Origin of the sequence: Dechloromonas sp. TW-R-39-2 (genome assembly GCF_016864195.1) — a bacterium.
Lineage (GTDB): Bacteria > Pseudomonadota > Gammaproteobacteria > Burkholderiales > Rhodocyclaceae > Azonexus.
Window position 1 is genome coordinate 3,345,477 of record NZ_CP045202.1, and the last position, 17,712, is coordinate 3,363,188.

The following is a 17,712-nucleotide window of genomic DNA, read 5'->3' on the forward strand; positions in this document are numbered from 1 at the left end:
ACCGGCCATCGCTTAAAGTGCCCGACCTGCCACCCGCCCCGCAAGACATGAAAACAAGCACCGCCTGGTTTCTCGCCTGCCGCCCGAAGACACTCTCCGTATCGCTGTCGCCGGTGCTGGTCGGGACAGCAATCGCCTGGCACGACACCGGCGTGCTGCTCTGGTTGCCGCTACTCGCCGCGGCATGCGGGGCAGCATTCATCCAGATCGGCACCAATCTGTTCAACGATGTCGGCGACTTCCTGCGCGGCACCGACACACCGGAACGCCTCGGCCCCAGACGCGCCACCGCGGAAGGCTGGCTGACGGCGGGCAAGGTCAAGGCCGGCGCCTGGCTCAGCTTTGCCCTGGCCTTCCTGTGCGGCATTTACCTGGTCGTGCACGGCGGCTGGCCGATCATCGCCATCGGCCTGGCTTCGCTGGCAGCCGGCTGGGCCTACACCGGCGGACCGAAACCGATTGCCTACGGTCCACTCGGCGAAATCTTCGTTTTTGTCTTTTTCGGCCTGATCGCCGTCGGTGGCAGCTACTACCTGCAAACCATGAGCCTGAGCACTGCGACACTGATTGCGGCCAGCCTGGTCGGGCTGCATGCGGCAGCGGTGATCACGGTGAACAATTATCGTGATCTCGACGGCGACGCCAGCAACGGCAAAAACACGCTGGCCGTGCACCTTGGCCGCCCGGCCACGCAGCAGGTTTATCTGGCCGAAATGCTGCTGCCGTACATCCTGCTGCCGCTGCTGAGCCGGGAACTCGGCTGGCAGGCGCTGCTGCCGGCACTCTCCCTGCCACTCGCCCTGCGGCTCGCCCAGCGTTTCCGCAACGAGGCACCCGGTCCGGTGTTCAACCAGATACTGGCCGCCAGTGCCGGACTCCAGCTGTTGTTTGCCCTGCTCCTGACCGCCGCTTTCTGTATCTAGCCGTCCCCGAGCCAACACGGCAACCGGCCAAGCGGCCCAACTCTTGGTAAAATTCGCCGCTTTCTCCGCGGAGCACCCCCCCATGCTTGAACGCCTGTTCCAGCTCAAGGCTCATGGCACCACGGTCCGTACCGAGCTACTCGCCGGCCTGACCACCTTCCTGACCATGGCTTACATCGTCTTCGTCAATCCGGACATCCTGTCCGCGGCCGGCATGCCGAAAGACGCCGTTTTCGTTGCCACCTGCCTGGCCGCCGCCATCGGCTCCGGCATCATGGGGCTGTACGCCAACTACCCGGTAGCCCTGGCGCCGGCCATGGGATTGAACGCCTATTTTGCGTTCACCGTGGTGCAAGGTATGGGCTACACTTGGCAGACCGCCCTGGGCGCAGTATTCATTTCCGGGATGCTGTTCATCACCATCAGCCTGTTCAAGGTTCGCGAATGGATCGTCAATGCCATTCCAACCTCGCTGAAATATTCGATTTCAGCCGGCATCGGCCTCTTCCTGGCAATCATCGGCCTGAAAAATGCCGGCCTGATCACGGCCCATCCAGCCACCTTGCTCACCCTGGGCGATTTGCATACGCCGGGACCGCTGCTCGCCTCGGCCGGCTTCATGCTGATCGTTGCACTGGAGTACCGCAAGGTACCGGGCGCCATCATCATTGCCATTCTCGCCGTCACCTCGGTATCCGCCGCCCTGGGCCTCAGCGAATTCCACGGTGTCGTCGCCGCACCACCGTCACTGGCCCCGACCTTCCTGCAGATGGACCTGGCCGGCGCACTCAATGCCGGCCTGCTGGCGGTTGTCCTGACCTTCTTCATGGTCGAACTGTTCGATGCCTCCGGCACGCTGATCGGTGTTTGCCACCGGGCCGGCCTGCTCGACCAGAACGGCCGCCTGCCGCGCCTGAAAAAAGCCTTGCTCGCCGACTCGCTGGCGATCACCGCCGGCGCTTGCCTGGGCACCTCGTCCACCACCGCCTACATCGAATCGGCGGCGGGCACCGCAGCCGGTGGTCGCACCGGGCTGACCGCCGTCGTCGTCGCCCTGCTGTTCCTGGCCGCCGTCATCTTTGCCCCGCTGGCCAGCACGGTCCCGGCCTACGCGACGGCCCCGGCGCTGTGCTACGTCGCCATCCTGATGTCGCGCGGACTGGCTGAAATCGAATGGGACGACCTGACCGAAGCCACGCCGGCCGTCGTCACCGCGATCACTATTCCCTTCACGTTCTCGATTGCCCACGGCATTGCGTTTGGCTTCATTTCCTATGTCGCCATCAAAGTACTCGCCGGCCGCAGACATGATGTTTCACCGACGGTTGCGCTGATTGCCGCTGCCTTCATTGCCAAATTTGCGCTCCTCTAAGACCCACTTCATGCACACCGATCCCCTGTTCGACACCGCCTTCCTGCGCCAGCGCATCCGCACCGTAGCCGACTGGCCCAGCCCCGGCGTCCAGTTCCGCGACATCACTCCCTTGCTGCAGGACCCGCGCGCCTTTCGCGTTCTGGTCGAAGCCTTCGTACTGCGTTACATGAATGCCGATATCGATCTGGTCGCCGGCATCGATGCCCGTGGCTTCATTCTCGGCAGCGTCGTTGCCCATCAACTAAATCGTGGCTTCATTCCGGTCCGCAAGAAGGGCAAGCTGCCGTTCACCACCGTGTCCGAAGAATATGAACTCGAATACGGCAATGCGACGGTCGAAATTCATACCGATGCCGTCCAACCCGGCCAACGCGTCCTGTTGATCGACGACCTGATCGCCACCGGCGGCACAATGATGGCGGCCGCCCGACTGCTGCAACGCCTCGATGCAACCATCGTTGAAGCGGCCGCCATCGTGGACCTGCCCGAACTGGGCGGCTCGGCGCTGCTCAAAGCCGCCGGCTTGCCGATTTTTACCGTATGTGATTTTGCCGGACACTGAACATGACCACCCATCTCGAAGAAATCCGCCGTGCCATGGCCGAAGCCGACTGCCTGGCCAGCCCGGAACAAGTCAACAACGCACTCGACCAGATGGCCAGCGCCATCACCGCTGAACTGGCCGACACCAACCCACTGGTCTACACCGTGATGAACGGCGGCCTGATCATTGCCGGCCGCCTGCTCGCCCGCCTCGATTTCCCGCTCGAAATCTCCTACCTGCACGCCACCCGCTACGGCCATCAACTGGAAGGCAACAGCCTGCTCGACTGGCGCGTTCGTCCGACCCAGGAAATCAAGGGCCGTACGGTGCTGGTCGTCGATGACATTCTCGACGAAGGCCACACGCTCAAGGCGATCTGCCAGCATCTGCGCGAAGAAGGCGCCGCCCGCGTGTTGACCGCGGTACTCGTGCACAAGGATCACACACGCAAGGCCACGCCCGGCATGCGGGCCGATTTCACCGGTCTCGACATCCCGGATCGCTTTCTTTTTGGCTGCGGCATGGACTACAAAGGTTATTGGCGAAACGCCCCCGGCATCTACGCCTTGAAAGGCCATTAAGCACCAGAATGGGGCGCCTGGAAAATGGCCTTTTCGCCCGATTTGACTATTTTTTAGGCGGCTACTGAGGTACAATCCGCCTCTTCCCGAAACACCCTGCCCGGTCTTTTTGCGCCCATGGAATTTGTCGGCTTCAACCTTCGCAACAACCTGTTCGTCGCGCCGATGGCCGGCGTGACGGATCGTCCCTTCCGCCAGTTGTGCAAGAAAATGGGCGCCGGACTGGCTGTTTCCGAAATGGTCACGTCGAATTCGCTGCTGTACGGCAGCGCCAAGACCTTGCGCCGTGCCAACCATACCGGCGAGGTCGCACCGATCTCCGTGCAGATCGCCGGTGCCGATCCGAAAATGATGGCCGAAGCCGCCCGCCACAACGTGGACAACGGCGCCCAGATCATCGACATCAACATGGGTTGCCCGGCCAAGAAGGTCTGCAACGTGATGGCCGGCTCGGCCTTGATGCAGGATGAGGAACTGGTCGGCAAGATTCTCGATGCCGTCGTCGGCGCCATTCCCGATACGCCGGTCACGCTCAAATTCCGCACCGGCTGGAACCTGGCCAACCGCAATGCGCCGACCATCGCGCGCATTGCCGAATCGGCCGGCGTACGCGCCGTTGCCATCCACGGCCGGACGCGCTGCCAGCAATACACCGGCGAGGCCGAGTACGACACCATCGCCATGGTCAAAACATTGATCAGGATTCCCGTCATCGCCAATGGCGACATCACGACGCCGGAAAAAGCCAAACACGTCCTCGACGTGACCGGGGCCGACGGCGTGATGATCGGTCGCGCCGCCCAGGGCCGCCCCTGGCTGTTCCGCGAAATCGAACATTTCCTGAAAACCGGCGAACACCTGCCGCCGGCCGAAGTCACCGAAATTCACGAGATCCTCAAGGCTCACCTGGTTGATCTCTACGATTTTTACGGCCCGGAAACGGGTTTCAAGGTCGCCCGCAAACACATCTCCTGGTACACCAAGGGGCTGGTCGGCTCGGCGGCCTTCCGCAAGGAAATGAACGTCCTGCCGAGCATCGATCAACAGATGCAGGCAGTAAACGACTTTTTCTGCCGTCTGGCGGCAGAGCATCAACATTTGAAATACACAGAGGAGGCGTTGGCAGCATGAGCCAACAACAAGATATTTCTGCTTGCGTGCTGGGGGCACTCGAGCAATATTTTCGCGATCTCGATGGCGAAAAACCCTGCGCAATCTACGACATGGTGCTGAAAAGCGTTGAACGGCCCATGCTCGAAGTCGTTCTCGCCAAAGCGGGCAGCAATCAGACACTGGCAGCGGAGATGCTTGGCATCAACCGCAATACGCTGCGCAAGAAACTCACCGAACATCAACTTCTGTAAATCGCCATGACCATCAAACAAGCCCTGATTTCGGTCTCCGACAAGACCGGCGTTCTCGAATTTGCCCAAGGCCTCGCCGCCCAGGGCGTCAAGCTGCTGTCTACCGGCGGTACCGCCAAAATGCTGCGCGATGCCGGGTTGACCGTGACAGAGATCGGTGACTACACCGGCTTCCCGGAAATGCTCGACGGCCGCGTCAAGACGCTGCACCCGAAGGTGCACGGCGGCATCCTGGCCCGTCGCGATCTGGCCGAGCACATGGCGACCATCGAAGCCCACGGCATCCCGATGATCGACCTGGTTTGCGTCAATCTCTACCCATTTGCCGCGACCATCGCCAAGGCCGGCGTGACGCTGGAAGACGCCATCGAGAACATCGATATCGGCGGCCCGGCCATGGTCCGCTCCTCGGCCAAGAACTACGCCGGCGTCGCGATCGTCACCGATCCGGCCGACTACCAGCCGCTGCTCGCCGAAATGAAGGCCAATGCCGGCGCCCTGCAGCTTGCCACGCGTTTCGGCCTGGCCAAGAAGGCGTTCACGCACACCGCCCGCTACGACAGCATGATCGCCAACTGGCTGACCGGTCTCGACGAAGGCGCCGAAGCCCAGCCGGCCGCCGCCGCACCGGTACCGGCCATCTTCCCGGCCAAGCTGCAACTGGCTTTCGACCGCACCGAAATCCTGCGCTACGGTGAAAATTCGCATCAGAGCGCGGCGTTCTACCGCGACACCGAGCGCCTGCCAGGTGCGATTGCCAACTACACCCAGGTGCAGGGCAAGGAACTGTCCTACAACAACATCGCCGACTCCGATGCGGCCTGGGAATGCGTCAAGTCCTTCGACGTCCCGGCCTGCGTCATCGTCAAGCATGCCAACCCGTGTGGCGTCGCCATCGACGGCACGCTGCTCGGCGCCTACGAGAAATCCTTCAAGACCGATTCGACCTCGGCCTTCGGCGGCATCATCGCCTTCAACGGTGAAGTCGGCATCGATGTCGTCAACGCGATGAGCGAGCGCAAGCACTTCGTCGAGGTATTGATTGCCCCGTTCTTCACCCCGGAAGCCCTGGCCGCCCTCGCCGCCAAGCAGAACCTGCGCGTCCTGATCGTGCCGATGGCGCGTGACCTCAACAAGCTCGAATTGAAGCGCGTTGGCGGTGGCCTGCTGGTTCAAACCGCAGACAACTTCACGGCTCAGGCTTCCGGCCTGAAGATCGTCACCAAGGTCCAGCCAACCGCCCAGCAGATCGAAGACCTGCTGTTCGCCGAGCGCATCGCCAAGTTCGTCAAATCCAATGCCATCGTTTTCTGTGGCGGCGGCATGACGCTCGGCGTCGGTGCCGGCCAGATGAGCCGTGTCGACTCGACCAAGATTGCCAGCATCAAGGCCCAGCACGCCGGCCTATCGCTGCAAGGCTCGGTCGTCGCGTCGGATGCTTTCTTCCCGTTCCGCGACGGCGTCGATGTACTGGCCGAAGCCGGTGCCAAGGCGGTCATCCAGCCGGGCGGTTCGATGCGCGACGAGGAAGTCATCGCCGCAGCCGATGAACATGGCCTGGCCATGGTCTTCACCGGCGCCCGCCACTTCCGTCATTAATAAAAACAGTCCCAAAGAGATCAGCCATGAAACTACTGGTAATCGGTTCCGGCGGCCGCGAGCACGCCATGGCCTGGCGCCTGGCCCAGACAGCGGGCATGCAAAAGGTTTATGTCGCACCGGGCAATGCCGGTACGGCACGCGAGCATGAACTGGAAAACATCAACATCACCGACCCGGTGGCGCTGGCTGATTTCGCCGAGCAGAACAATGTGCACCTCACGCTGGTCGGCCCGGAAGCCCCGCTGGCCGCCGGCGTGGTAAACATTTTCCGGGCGCGTGGCCTGAAAATCTTCGGCCCGACCAAGGAAGCCGCCCAACTCGAATCCTCCAAGGATTTCGCCAAGCGTTTCATGGCACGCCACAACATTCCGACGGCCGGTTTCGGCACCTTCACGGATGCGGCCGAAGCCCACGCCTACATCGACCAGCAAGGTGCGCCTATCGTCATCAAGGCTGATGGCCTGGCTGCCGGCAAGGGCGTTGTCGTGGCGATGAGCCTCGAAGAAGCCCACGCCGCAATCGACGACATGCTGTCCGGCAACAAGCTGGGAGAAGCCGGGGCCCGCGTCGTGATCGAGGAATTCCTCGATGGCGAAGAGGCCAGCTTCATTGTCATGGTCGACGGCAAGAATGTGCTCGCCCTGGCGTCCAGCCAGGACCACAAGCGTATCTTCGACGGCGACCAGGGCCCGAATACCGGCGGCATGGGAGCCTATTCGCCGGCGCCGTGCGTGACGCCGGAAGTGCACGCCAAGGCGATGCGCGAAATCATCCTGCCGACCGTACGCGGCATGGCGGCCGACGGCATCCAGTACACCGGTTTCCTCTACGCCGGCCTGATGATCGGCAAGGATGGCAGCGTCAAGACGCTGGAATTCAACTGCCGCATGGGCGACCCGGAAACCCAGCCGATCCTGATGCGCCTGAAGTCAGACTTCGTTCATCTGATCGAAAACGGCATCAATGGCACGCTCGACCAGGTCGAAGCGGAATGGGACCGTCGCATTGCGCTGGGTGTCGTTCTGGCGGCCGCCAATTACCCGGAAACGCCGCGCAAGGGTGATGCGATCCACGGTCTGCCGGCGGGCAACAGCTTCGGCGAGGATGCTCACGTTTTCCACGCCGGCACGGCTGAACAGGATGGCAAGGTCGTCACCAGCGGCGGGCGTGTCCTGTGCGTCACCGCTCTCGGCGAAAACGTCAAACTGGCCCAGAAACTGGCCTATGAATCGGCCGTCCAGATCCAGTTTGATGGCATGCAATTCCGCAAGGATATCGGCTACCGGGCGGTTGCCCGCTAGAGCCCGTACGCCATGTGGCCGCGCCTCGGCAGCAGTTTGAGAACTCGCATTGCTGCCGTGGCCGGTCTGTTGTTCCTGGTCGGCATCGGCCTGACCACCTTTTTCGTTGCCCGCATTCTGTACGATGAAATGCAGGCCATGCTGTTCAAACAGCAGCTGACAACAGCCAACTACATTGCCCGCGACATCGACAGCAAACTGGCGCTGCGGATGGACAGTCTCAAGCGTGTGGCAGACAACCTGCCGCATCACCTGCTCGCCAAGCCGAAGGAATTGCAGGATTGGCTGGATGATCGCAAAGCCATCCACACCCTTTTCCCGACCGGTCTGATGATCGTACCTGCGGATGGTGGTGCTGTACTGGCTGACAGCCCGCGTCTCGAAAGTCGCCCTAAATCATTCGTCGACCGCGACTGGTTCATCAGCGCCACGACGACACGCCGCGCCACCTTCAGCAAACCGCTGGTTGCCCGAGCCACACAACAACCGGCGATCGTGATCGCCATCCCCATCCTCGACGACAACCAGCAGTTGCTCGCCCTCATGGCGGGGGTCACGCCACTGACCAGCCCCGGCTTCCTGGACCTGATCCAGGGCACGGCCCCCGGCAAGACCGGCAGCTATCAACTCATCTCTCCCCGCCACCACAGCTACGCACTGACCTCGGACCCGGGCAAATCATCGCGCCCACTGCCCGAGGCCGGCCATGACCTGGCACTGGACCGGGCCCTGGCCGGTGTCCGCGGGATCGACATTGTCCGCAATAGTGACAATATCAACGAGCTGATCGCCACCGTCGAAATCCCACAAACCGGCTGGCTCCTGATCGCCCGCTGCCCAACCAGCGAAGCCTTTGCCCCGGTCTGGAACAGCGTCCGCAACACTTTGTTGATTGCCGGCCTGCTCTCCTTGCCGATCATCATTCTGCTGCTGGCCGCCCTGAACCACCTGCTGGCGCCCCTGGGTCGCCTGGCCAAGGAGTTGCATGACATGTCGGAAGGCACCCGGCCGATGCAACCGCTGTTCAGCGAATACCAGGATGAAGTTGGTGATGTCACCAGCAGCTTCAACCGTCTCCAGGAAAAGCTGCTCGAACAGGAGCGACGGCTGGCTGAAATGGCTCACCACGACCCCTTGACCGGCCTGCCCAACCGTCTGCTGATCAATGACCGGCTGGACAAGGAATTGCAGCGGATACGCCGTAGCGGCCGTGGTCTGGCGCTCCTGTTTCTCGACCTTGATGGATTCAAGCCGGTTAATGACCAGCACGGACACCAGGTCGGCGATCTGTTGCTGACAGAAGTCGCGCGCCGACTTCAGGGTTGCGTTCGTGAAGTGGATACCGTTGCCCGCCTGGGCGGCGACGAATTCCTGATCCTGGTCAGCGACTGCGAAGCACCGCGCGATGCGGCAGAACGGATTGCCGAAGCCTGTATCGCCGCGACAGGAAAACCCGTGCGGATCGATGATCTGGCAATCCGGATCGGCGTTTCGATCGGCATTGCCTTTGTCGGCACAGCCACCGATGACATGCTGTCGGCCAGCCAACTGCTGAGCCAGGCGGACATTGCGATGTATCGCGCCAAGGCGGATGGTCGTAACCGCTACTCGGTTTACCGCCAGAACAACGAATACTCCAGCAACAACTCAAAGCAAAAAACATGATCCCGACAGACACCCTGAAAACATTCTTTACCGGCCTGCAAAGCCGTATCGTCAGCCAGCTTGAAGCCTTTGACGGCCAAGCCTTCCGCACCGATTCCTGGGATCGCCCCGAAGGCGGTGGCGGTATTTCACGACTGATCGAGGAAGGTGATTTCTTCGAACGCGGCGGGGTCAATTTCTCGCACGTCACCGGTCAATCGCTGCCGGCCTCGGCCACCGCCGTACGACCCCAGTTGGCCGGACGCGCCTGGGAGGCAATGGGCGTCTCGCTGGTGCTGCATCCACGCAATCCGTATTGCCCGACGGCCCACATGAATGTCCGTTGCTTCGTGGCGCGCAAGGAAGGCGAAGAAGATGTCTGGTGGTTCGGCGGCGGCATGGACATGACGCCTTACTACGGTCAACGCGAAGATGTGGCCCATTTTCACCAGACCTGCAAGGACGCACTGACACCATTCGGTGAAAGCGTTTACCCGAAATACAAGAAATGGTGCGATGAGTACTTCTTCCTCAAGCACCGCAACGAGCCACGTGGCGTCGGCGGGATCTTCTACGATGATCTGAGCGAAGGGGGCTTCGAGCGCTGCTTCGACCTGACCCAGGCAGTCGGCAATGCCTTTACCCAGGCTTATCTGCCGGTCCTGGCCAAGCGCCGTGAAACGCCCTACGGCGAACGCGAGCGCGACTTCCAGGCTTATCGCCGCGGTCGTTACGTCGAATTCAACCTGGTCTGGGATCGCGGTACGCTATTCGGACTGCAATCCGGCGGACGCACAGAATCCATCCTGATGTCACTCCCGCCCATCGTCAAATGGCGCTACGACTGGCAACCGGAAGCCGGCACGCCAGAATCCGAGCTTTACGAAACCTTCCTCAAACCGCAGGACTGGGCCGTATAACCGAAAAAACCAGGAAAATGGAGCATCCCGCTGCTCGCAGCAACGGGATGCTCGGCGCTCCGCGCAGCCTTACTTCAGCTTGCCGCGCACGACCCGGACGCGCTCCGGGTTTTTTACGCCCATCTTGCCGCCGCCACCTTCAAGATTGCCGCAGGCACAGGCCGCCTTGATGTGCGGAACGGAATTGACGATCACCGAGCAATCCATGCACTCGTAGTACAGGTCACCCCCCGTCGGCAAAGCGGCCGGATCGGGCGTCGGCTCGATGGGGTAAAAATTGTAAATCTTGCGCATGTCGATATTCAGCATTTGTCCCCTCGCTCCGTTTTGTCGTGGTGCCTAGCGTCCGTCGAGACTGGCGCTGGCCCGATAGTGTTTATTGGCTTCTTCCGTACGCTCAAGCTGGTCGCACAGACGCGCCAGTTCAAGATGTCCTTCCTGGGTTTCCTCAACCGACAGCGAGGCTTCCAGATAACTTTGCGCCTTGCCCCACAAACGCTGACGGATGCACATCCGGCCCAGCGCCATGAGCAATCCGGCATCATCGGGGTGTTGAGCGAGCCAGGCTTCAGCCCGGGCAATCCGCGCCGTCTGGTGACCGCCACCGAGGCGGCCGTAAACCACCACCAAGGCCGAGTGCCAGGTGGCATTGTGACCGGCATCCAGCGCCGCTTCGATCAGTTTTTGAGCCTCAGCCTCGGCCCCTTGAGCGGCCAGTGCCTTGACCGCGGCCAGAACGACACGCCGGCCACGCTCGGACTCCGGCAGCGCACGCAGATAATGGCTCAACTTGTCGGTATCCAGCGCACAGCGGGCGATATTGGCCAAATGCGCCTGGGTCAGGATTTCGCTAACCACCTCAACCGGCAAGGCATCGCGCTTGCTCAACTGGCGAGCCAGTTTGACGACACCGTCCCAGTCGCCAGCCCCCTGGCGTGCCCGCAACTCAAGCCGCAAAGCCGCAATATGACGGCCCTGCCTGGCCTGCAAACGCTCCAGCGAATTCAGCGCCTCATCGAAACGGCGCGCTTCATTCATCATTTCAGCTTCAAGCATCAAGGTGGCCGCTTCGGTGCGCGGATCGTCGATTTTGGCCCGCTCCATCCAGCCCTGTTGCTTGAGCGACTCGCGCATGCGCTGGGCAGCGCGGGCCGCAATCAATGCCGACAAACCGGGCGCCGTCCCGGCGGCGTGGGCCTCGCCGGCTTTTTTCAAGGCCTGGCCGAAACGCCCTTCGAACAGCAGACGCACGGCATCCTGGAAAACCAGCCCGGCACGCTCTTTCTGCCGGCGCGCCCGATAGGCACGCACACGCTTCGGCAAACCAAGCGCCAATGCCAGGCTGCGCAGTACGATGTAGAGGCCGGCAAAAGCCAGGGCCAGCACAAGCAGGAAGAGATTGAGCGAAATTTCTGCCCGATAGGGAGAAACGACGAACAAGACATAGCCGTCATTCAGGCGAGCCCCCAATGCCAGGGCAACGGCTGCGGCAAACAGCCCGAGAATCCAGAATAATCCCTTCACCGCTTTTCCTTGGCCGGACGCAAGGCACGCAGGGCGGCCAGACTTTCATTCAGGGTCGGCAACTCGGTATTGAGTTCGACCCCGGCCATCTGGCGCAAGACATGGCTGCTGGCCTGAACGGACTTGTCATCACTGACAAAATGGCGCGTCAGCGCATCCTGAACCGCCTTCAGTTCATTGCGGAAACTGAGCTGATCGCGCGACAGCAAGGCCAAACGGGCACTCAGCAAACGTAGTTTGAGATTTTCGCGGAGGAAGAACGACTGACCGGGCGCCAGCAGGATGGGCTCATCGCGATCAAAACGCTGAATCCGGACCAGCCCCTTGATCTGTTGCCAGACCTGATCGCCGGTCTGCTGCCACCAGCCTGAGACCTGGGCCGGCTTGGCATTTCCTGCCGTTTCCGGCGGTCGACCGTGGCTGGCCAGCGGCAATTTGTCGACCAACTGCAATTGTTGTTCAAGCTGCAGGTTGATTCCGGGCAAATCAACGACCGGCAAGGCAGCCAGCCGGGCAAGATCCTTGGCGACCGCCTTGCGCAAAGGCAAATATTGCGGACGGTCGAGTCGGGCCAGACGACTGTCGGCGGTCTGCAGCGCCAGCATCGCCACCGGCACATTGGCGGCCAGTTGCAATTGCTGGCCGGCCAGCGTCAAGGCTTGTTCAACCTCAAGCAAGGTCGCCTCTTCGCGGCTGCGCGCCATGTCCTGATAGAACGCCTGCAGCGCCGCATTCTGCGTCCCGAATTCAGTCAGCCGGGCATCGGCGGCACCGAGCCGGGCCTGAATGGTTTCCAGCTGAGCCTGCATTTGCTTGCGTGCGCCCTGATCTTCCTTCTCGGCCAGATCGGCTGCGGCCAGACGCTGACTGATCTCCTGCCGGGCGGCATCCAGCTGCTGACGGGTTTCGATCCACTGCCAGCCGGCCAGCAACAGCGCCGCCAGGGCGATGAACAACCACGGACTTGGCCGGGAAGAAGAAGGGCGAACGGGAACGGACATGTCGGTCGGAGAAGAGGGGAGTTCGTTTTCAGGCTTCATGCAGACCAATTATAAGCACGTAAACCGGCAAGAATGCCGCTATCGGCAGCATCGGTCAGAATCACCCGGTTCAGTCCCAGCGCGCGAGCATTGTCGGCAATCCGCTGGTGCGGGACGAAAAGCGGGGTGGCGCGCAGGAAATCGCGGCCTTCTCCGTCAAGCAAATCAAATAGATAGCGCAAACCTTCGCTGCTCGAAACGGTCAGGCCGTCGAGCTTCCCGGCGCGCCACGCGGCGAGCAGCGGGGCCACACCATCGCCCGGCCCGGAGCGGCAGTAGCAGGTGACCAGATCGACCTTTGCCCCCCGCTGGCGCAGCGTATCGCCGAGCAACTCACGACCGCCATCACCGCGAAAGATGGCCACCCGGCGACCGGACACCCGCTCTTCGGCCAATGCAGGCAAAGCCAGCAAGGCTTCGGAATCGAATCGTTCGGTCGGTGCAACGCAGCCACGGACACCATGCGCCAGCAAAGCCCTGACCGTGCCTTGCCCGACCGCTGCGGGGATCAGTCCGGCAGGCCAGCCGCCCGCTGCAGAAATGGCCGGCCAGGCGTGGTCGACCGCGTTAGGACTGATGAAGACCGCCAGCGTGTAATCGGCAAGACACGCCACCGCCTCGGCGAGCGGCTGAGGATCGCGCGCCGGAGAGATTTCAAGCAGGGGGAAAATCAACGGCTCACCGCCAGCCGCCGCAATCGCTTCGGCCAGCGGCCCGGCTTGGGCCAGCGGCCGGGTCACCACGATGGTTTTACCGGCCAGCGGGCCGTTCAAACTCATTTGCAGTGGGCGAGTTTTTCCAGGATGGCATCGGCGCCCTTGGCGCGCAGCAAGCGGGCCAGTTGCAGGCCGAGGCCTTCGTCATCGGCCGGATCGCCGCGCAATTCGGCGCTGATCATTTCCTTGCCATCGGCCGTCGCAACGAAGCCGCGCAGCCAGAGCTGGCCATTCTCGATGATCGCGTAGCCGCCAAGCGGCACCTGGCAGGAACCGCCCAGGGCACGTGAGAAGGCACGTTCGGCCTTGACGCAATGGGCCGTTTCCGGATCGTTGAGCGGAGCAACGACGTCAGCCATGTCGGCCGCACCGTCGATCAGTTCGATACCCAGCGCGCCCTGGCCGGGTGCCGGCAGCGACTGTTCCGCGGTCAACACCGTTTTGATGCGATTTTCCAGGCCGAGGCGGATCAGGCCGGCAGCAGCCAGGATGATCGCGTCGTATTCGCCGGCATCGAGCTTCTTCAGGCGGGTGTCGAGATTGCCGCGCAGGCTCTTGATCACCAGTTGCGGATACTTGGCGCGCAGAATCGATTCGCGGCGCAGGCTGGAGGTGCCGACGACGGCGCCGGCCGGCAGATCGTCCAGATCGTTGTATTTGTTCGAGACAAAGGCATCGCGCGGGTTTTCACGGGCCGAGATGGCAGCCAGCACGAAACCTTCCGGCATGACCATCGGCACATCCTTCATCGAATGCACGGCGAGATGGGCCTTGCCTTCCTGCATCGCCACTTCAAGCTCTTTGATGAACAGGCCCTTGCCGCCGATTTCGGCGAGCGGACGATCAAGAATCTGGTCGCCCTTGGTCGTCATGCCTAGAATGACGACTTCAGCCCCCGGATTGAGGCTGGCCAAACGGCCCTGGACATGCACGGCCTGCCACATGGCCAGACGGGATTCGCGAGAGGCAATAACAATCTTGGAGAGAGCGGACATGAGGCAGATGAAGGCGAAGTTTTCGAGGGAGGCAATCTTAGCATGAGCGACCAGCCCTCTTCCCCGACCCAGATCAAGCCGGCCGAACAACGACCGGAACATCCCGATTTCTGGTGCAAGCGCTTCGGTGAAGGCACGACGCCCTGGGATGCCGGCAAGGTACCCGCCGCCCTGGCCGGCTACATCGCCCGCCAGCCCGCCCCACTCAACACGTTGATCCCCGGCTGCGGCAGCGCCTGGGAAGCGGTCCATCTGGCCGAACAGGGCTGGCCGGTCACGGCACTGGATTTCTCTCCGGTCGCGGTCGACAAAGCAAGAGCCGTCCTCGGCGATACTGCGGTCGACCTCGTTTGTGCCGACTTTTTCGACTTCACCCCGGCCGCGCCCTATCAACTGATCTACGAACGCGCCTTTCTCTGCGCCCTGCCGCGCAAGCTGTGGGCCGACTGGGGCCGGCGCGTCGCCGAGCTACTGCCGCCCGGCGGTCGCCTGGCCGGCTATTTTTTCTTATGCGACCAGCCCAAAGGGCCGCCTTTCGGCATCCTGCCGGAACAACTCGACGAACTGCTCGGCACTCACTTCGAGCGCATCGAGGATACTGCGGTCGACGATTCGATTGCCGTATTTTCCGGGCGCGAGCGCTGGCAAGTCTGGCAACGCAAAGCTTGATCATGGTCCATGGCACGCCCAAGCCAGCCCGTCGACTCGGACGGGCCGCCCGGACCATCGCCGTTCGACCGCCAAGCCCGTCAGCGCTGGTCACCTATACACAAAGGATGAATCGCGTCCTCGACCATATCGACAACCATATCGACGAGACGCTGGAAATCGCCCCACTGGCCGAAGTCGCACACTTTTCGCCCTTTCACTTTCACCGGATTTTCACCGCCTGGATGGGCGAAACGCTAGGCGACTACCTGCGGCGGCGTCGCCTCGAGGTGGCCGCCGCGCGACTCGCCGGTCAGCAACGGCAACCCATCCTGCACATCGCGCTGAGCGTGGGTTTTGGCTCGGGCGAAGCCTTCGCGCGGGCCTTCAAGACGCATTTCGGGCAAACCCCCAGCGCCTGGCGGGCGACAACAGCGGCACGCTGGACCGAAGAACTGCAACACGTCCGCCGTCGCAGCAATCCTGATCAGGTACTGCGCAAGGCCGATCAGGAAGCAAACGCAGGGAAAAACGACAATTCCGGGGTCACCAACAACACTCCTCAGGAATTCAAGATGCAAGTCACGCTCAGCACCCTGCCGCCGACCCGCGTCGCCTACCTGCGACACATCGGCCCCTACGGTCCGTCGATCTCCGCCTTCTGGCAACAGCAGTTCCTGCCCTGGATGCATGCCAACCAGCTCGAAGGCCGCCCCTGCTATGGCCTGGCCCACGACGACCCGGGCATCACCGCGGCGGCCAACTGCCGTTACGACGCCTGCGTGGAAGTCACGGCCGACTTCAGCCCACGCGGGCAGGCCGGCATTGCCTTGCTCCCCGGCGGACGTTACGCGCTGGCCGACTACCGGGGCAACGGCCCCGACATCGAACGGGCGTGGACCGAGTTCCTGCGCGACTGGTTGCCGAACAGCGGCCTGCAGATCGACAGCCGCCCGGTCTTCGAGCATTACCCGGTCGACGCCAAATACGATCCGGAAAGCGGAGAGTTCAACTGCCAGCTCTGCCTCCCGGTCAAACCGCTCTAGTTTTCTCCCTGGAGCGGTGCCTCAAGCGGCGCCAGCCGATCACCACACCACTCAAGCTGATCAGGAAACCTAGCAGGCTGGCAGTAATGAGCAATACATCCCACAAGGGGCGTTTTTCAAGCAGGAAACGCCAGTCCCAGCTATGCAGGAAAACGAACAGGATACGCTGTACCCGCCGGTGAGCATCCAGCCGCTGCACGACACGTCCGCTGGCCGGATCGAGGTAAAGCCAAGTCCCGGCAGGATCGTCGAAGCGTAGGCGCAACACCGGCAGAGGACGCTCCAGATGACCGCTCATCGTGTGTTCGTCACGCGAAAAATAATGCCAGTCGTAGTTTTCCTGAAGCAACTCGTCGACCACACTGGCCTCGGGGAGCATGGCTTTCCCTGCTGCAGCAAGACTTTCGACAGAATGACCGGAGAACACCTCGCCTCCCTGCCGCCAGCCAATCAGACGCTGCCCCCCCCTCGCATTGAAGGAAAGTGCAAAAAGCTCTCCGGCGAGGGGCTGCCAAACCAACTCGACGCTCTGTTGACCAGCTTCCCCGAGCTGGCGCAGCGCAACAGCAGGCGTTAATCCGGTGAAATCTTTTACGAGCAGAGGCGGCTGGCGCAAGGCCGGCGCGCCGGAATCGAAGATACGCCACGGGTTCATTGAAAACAGGCCGCTCAACACCCAGGTCAGCACAAAAACACCTCCGACCAGTCCCAACCAGTGGTGCCAGCGCATCAGGAACGAGCGATAGGGCGTATGCAAACCATTGGCGTAGGCCCTGCGCCGCCAACGCATGATCCCGACCAGGATGCCGCAAAGAGCCAGCAGCGCACTGGCAATGCTGCTGTAGATGACGATATCGCTCCAGGCAAAATCAATGCTGCCTCCCCGCAGCGGGTAGATCCAGTGCAGCCAGGCACCTACCCACCCCCAGGTACGCTCTACCGGGCTGACATCCCGGACGACCTCGCCCGATGCGGAAGAAACGTAATACAACCAACCCGCCTCATCACTGATGCGATGCAATGGGCGATGGCCGGCCAGCGCCTTCGAATGCGTCCACGCATCCTCGGCCAGCGAGCCGTCGTAGACCAGCGCACGGCCTGGCGCAAAAGGAGCTGCCGAGCGCAAGGCCTGCGCCGCATCAACCACTTTCAGCACTGCACCATTCCCGGCATCAATGGTGACGTAACGCTGCCCCGGCAGGGTCGCCACATAGAACGGCGCCCCCCCGATACTGGTCAGACGCAAGGACTGAATCCGCCCCCCCTCGCCTACGGCATCGAACACCGTCACCAGCGGCACCTGGCAGCACGCCTCAAGTAGCACCGGCAAGGTCCGCAAGCGCTCTCCCTGTGTCAACTTGGGATAACCGACGTACATCATGACCACCCCGGAGAAAAACCAGAGGGCCATCAGCCAGCACAGGGCTATCCCCAGCCAGCGGTGAACCAAGAACAGCCAGCGCTTCACTTCTTGATCTTTCGCAATGGC

Annotated in this window: 18 protein-coding genes; 12 read left to right on the forward strand and 6 right to left on the reverse strand. The window is 62.1% G+C overall.

The annotated features are described in order from the left end of the window. The first annotated feature begins 47 nt into the window (after nt 1-47). The 10 genes from GBK02_RS16250 (at nt 48) to hemF (ending at nt 10,254) form a co-directional block, all read left to right on the forward strand. Nucleotides 48-923 carry a 1,4-dihydroxy-2-naphthoate polyprenyltransferase gene (locus tag GBK02_RS16250; protein WP_203467633.1) on the forward strand — a complete coding sequence of 292 codons (876 nt, stop codon included), beginning with the start codon at nt 48-50 and terminating at the stop codon, nt 921-923. A gap of 82 nt (nt 924-1,005) precedes the next feature. Beyond that, the gene (locus GBK02_RS16255) at nt 1,006-2,295 is read left to right on the forward strand and encodes an NCS2 family permease (protein WP_203467634.1); all 1,290 of its coding nucleotides are present in this window, start codon (nt 1,006-1,008) and stop codon (nt 2,293-2,295) included. Between the two features lie 10 nt (nt 2,296-2,305). Next, entirely contained in the window at nt 2,306-2,860 is a 555-nt protein-coding gene (locus tag GBK02_RS16260) for an adenine phosphoribosyltransferase (protein ID WP_203467635.1), read from the forward strand. A 2-nt stretch (nt 2,861-2,862) separates the two neighbouring features. Beyond that, nucleotides 2,863-3,423: a hypoxanthine-guanine phosphoribosyltransferase gene (locus GBK02_RS16265; RefSeq protein ID WP_203467636.1), complete on the forward strand. Its 561-nt coding sequence runs from the start codon at nt 2,863-2,865 to the stop codon at nt 3,421-3,423. A gap of 117 nt (nt 3,424-3,540) precedes the next feature. Beyond that, nucleotides 3,541-4,554, forward strand: a complete 1,014-nt coding sequence (gene dusB, locus GBK02_RS16270) for a tRNA dihydrouridine synthase DusB (RefSeq protein WP_203467637.1) — start codon at nt 3,541-3,543, stop codon at nt 4,552-4,554. Continuing rightward, nucleotides 4,551-4,787 carry a Fis family transcriptional regulator gene (locus tag GBK02_RS16275; protein ID WP_203467638.1) on the forward strand — a complete coding sequence of 79 codons (237 nt, stop codon included), beginning with the start codon at nt 4,551-4,553 and terminating at the stop codon, nt 4,785-4,787. Before dusB ends, GBK02_RS16275 begins: the two co-directional genes overlap by 4 nt. 6 nt (nt 4,788-4,793) lie before the next feature. After that, the gene (gene purH, locus GBK02_RS16280) at nt 4,794-6,386 is read left to right on the forward strand and encodes a bifunctional phosphoribosylaminoimidazolecarboxamide formyltransferase/IMP cyclohydrolase (RefSeq protein ID WP_203467639.1); all 1,593 of its coding nucleotides are present in this window, start codon (nt 4,794-4,796) and stop codon (nt 6,384-6,386) included. A gap of 26 nt (nt 6,387-6,412) precedes the next feature. Continuing rightward, nucleotides 6,413-7,690, forward strand: a complete 1,278-nt coding sequence (purD, locus tag GBK02_RS16285; protein WP_203467640.1) for a phosphoribosylamine--glycine ligase — start codon at nt 6,413-6,415, stop codon at nt 7,688-7,690. A 12-nt stretch (nt 7,691-7,702) separates the two neighbouring features. After that, nucleotides 7,703-9,355: a sensor domain-containing diguanylate cyclase gene (locus GBK02_RS16290; protein WP_203467641.1), complete on the forward strand. Its 1,653-nt coding sequence runs from the start codon at nt 7,703-7,705 to the stop codon at nt 9,353-9,355. Next, nucleotides 9,352-10,254 (forward strand): oxygen-dependent coproporphyrinogen oxidase, encoded by a 903-nt coding sequence (gene hemF / locus GBK02_RS16295; RefSeq protein ID WP_371810498.1) that lies wholly within the window; start codon nt 9,352-9,354, stop codon nt 10,252-10,254. The genes GBK02_RS16290 and hemF overlap by 4 nt, the downstream gene beginning before the upstream one ends. A 69-nt stretch (nt 10,255-10,323) precedes the next feature. Here hemF and GBK02_RS16300 read toward each other — a convergent pair whose 3' ends face one another. Genes GBK02_RS16300 through hemC form a run of 5 tightly spaced genes read right to left on the reverse strand, consistent with a single transcriptional unit; the run spans nt 10,324 to nt 14,529 of the window. Beyond that, nucleotides 10,324-10,563, reverse strand: a complete 240-nt coding sequence (locus GBK02_RS16300) for a hypothetical protein (protein WP_203467642.1) — start codon at nt 10,561-10,563, stop codon at nt 10,324-10,326. A gap of 30 nt (nt 10,564-10,593) precedes the next feature. Continuing rightward, nucleotides 10,594-11,778, reverse strand: a complete 1,185-nt coding sequence (locus tag GBK02_RS16305; protein ID WP_203467643.1) for a heme biosynthesis HemY N-terminal domain-containing protein — start codon at nt 11,776-11,778, stop codon at nt 10,594-10,596. Further along, nucleotides 11,775-12,818 carry a uroporphyrinogen-III C-methyltransferase gene (locus tag GBK02_RS16310; protein WP_203467644.1) on the reverse strand — a complete coding sequence of 348 codons (1,044 nt, stop codon included), beginning with the start codon at nt 12,816-12,818 and terminating at the stop codon, nt 11,775-11,777. The genes GBK02_RS16305 and GBK02_RS16310 overlap by 4 nt, the downstream gene beginning before the upstream one ends. Next, nucleotides 12,815-13,597, reverse strand: coding sequence for a uroporphyrinogen-III synthase (locus tag GBK02_RS16315; protein WP_203467645.1), 783 nt, complete (start codon nt 13,595-13,597; stop codon nt 12,815-12,817). The genes GBK02_RS16310 and GBK02_RS16315 overlap by 4 nt, the downstream gene beginning before the upstream one ends. Further along, nucleotides 13,594-14,529 (reverse strand): hydroxymethylbilane synthase, encoded by a 936-nt coding sequence (gene hemC, locus GBK02_RS16320; RefSeq protein WP_203467646.1) that lies wholly within the window; start codon nt 14,527-14,529, stop codon nt 13,594-13,596. The genes GBK02_RS16315 and hemC overlap by 4 nt, the downstream gene beginning before the upstream one ends. 42 nt (nt 14,530-14,571) lie before the next feature. On the opposite strand from hemC, the gene GBK02_RS16325 reads away from it, so the two are divergent. Beyond that, a complete protein-coding gene (locus GBK02_RS16325; protein ID WP_203467647.1) occupies nt 14,572-15,198 on the forward strand; it encodes a methyltransferase domain-containing protein in 627 nt (208 codons plus the stop codon). A 2-nt stretch (nt 15,199-15,200) separates the two neighbouring features. After that, a complete protein-coding gene (locus GBK02_RS16330) occupies nt 15,201-16,223 on the forward strand; it encodes a GyrI-like domain-containing protein (RefSeq protein WP_203467648.1) in 1,023 nt (340 codons plus the stop codon). Here the strand turns inward: GBK02_RS16330 and GBK02_RS16335 are convergent. Beyond that, a complete protein-coding gene (locus tag GBK02_RS16335) occupies nt 16,210-17,691 on the reverse strand; it encodes a PepSY domain-containing protein (RefSeq protein ID WP_203467649.1) in 1,482 nt (493 codons plus the stop codon). The genes GBK02_RS16330 and GBK02_RS16335 overlap by 14 nt on opposite strands. Between the last annotated feature and the right edge of the window lie 21 nt (nt 17,692-17,712).

Coding starts and splice junctions, on each gene's coding strand:
- GBK02_RS16275 (WP_203467638.1), top strand. CDS start 4,551: ATGAGCCAACAACAAGATATTTCTGCTTGCGTGCTGGGGGCACTCGAG.
- GBK02_RS16310 (WP_203467644.1), bottom strand. CDS start 12,818: ATGAAGCCTGAAAACGAACTCCCCTCTTCTCCGACCGACATGTCCGTT.
- dusB (WP_203467637.1), top strand. CDS start 3,541: ATGGAATTTGTCGGCTTCAACCTTCGCAACAACCTGTTCGTCGCGCCG.
- GBK02_RS16315 (WP_203467645.1), bottom strand. CDS start 13,597: ATGAGTTTGAACGGCCCGCTGGCCGGTAAAACCATCGTGGTGACCCGG.
- GBK02_RS16265 (WP_203467636.1), top strand. CDS start 2,863: ATGACCACCCATCTCGAAGAAATCCGCCGTGCCATGGCCGAAGCCGAC.
- purD (WP_203467640.1), top strand. CDS start 6,413: ATGAAACTACTGGTAATCGGTTCCGGCGGCCGCGAGCACGCCATGGCC.
- GBK02_RS16290 (WP_203467641.1), top strand. CDS start 7,703: ATGTGGCCGCGCCTCGGCAGCAGTTTGAGAACTCGCATTGCTGCCGTG.
- purH (WP_203467639.1), top strand. CDS start 4,794: ATGACCATCAAACAAGCCCTGATTTCGGTCTCCGACAAGACCGGCGTT.
- GBK02_RS16255 (WP_203467634.1), top strand. CDS start 1,006: ATGCTTGAACGCCTGTTCCAGCTCAAGGCTCATGGCACCACGGTCCGT.
- hemF (WP_371810498.1), top strand. CDS start 9,352: ATGATCCCGACAGACACCCTGAAAACATTCTTTACCGGCCTGCAAAGC.
- GBK02_RS16300 (WP_203467642.1), bottom strand. CDS start 10,563: ATGCTGAATATCGACATGCGCAAGATTTACAATTTTTACCCCATCGAG.
- GBK02_RS16330 (WP_203467648.1), top strand. CDS start 15,201: ATGGTCCATGGCACGCCCAAGCCAGCCCGTCGACTCGGACGGGCCGCC.
- hemC (WP_203467646.1), bottom strand. CDS start 14,529: ATGTCCGCTCTCTCCAAGATTGTTATTGCCTCTCGCGAATCCCGTCTG.
- GBK02_RS16325 (WP_203467647.1), top strand. CDS start 14,572: ATGAGCGACCAGCCCTCTTCCCCGACCCAGATCAAGCCGGCCGAACAA.
- GBK02_RS16250 (WP_203467633.1), top strand. CDS start 48: ATGAAAACAAGCACCGCCTGGTTTCTCGCCTGCCGCCCGAAGACACTC.
- GBK02_RS16260 (WP_203467635.1), top strand. CDS start 2,306: ATGCACACCGATCCCCTGTTCGACACCGCCTTCCTGCGCCAGCGCATC.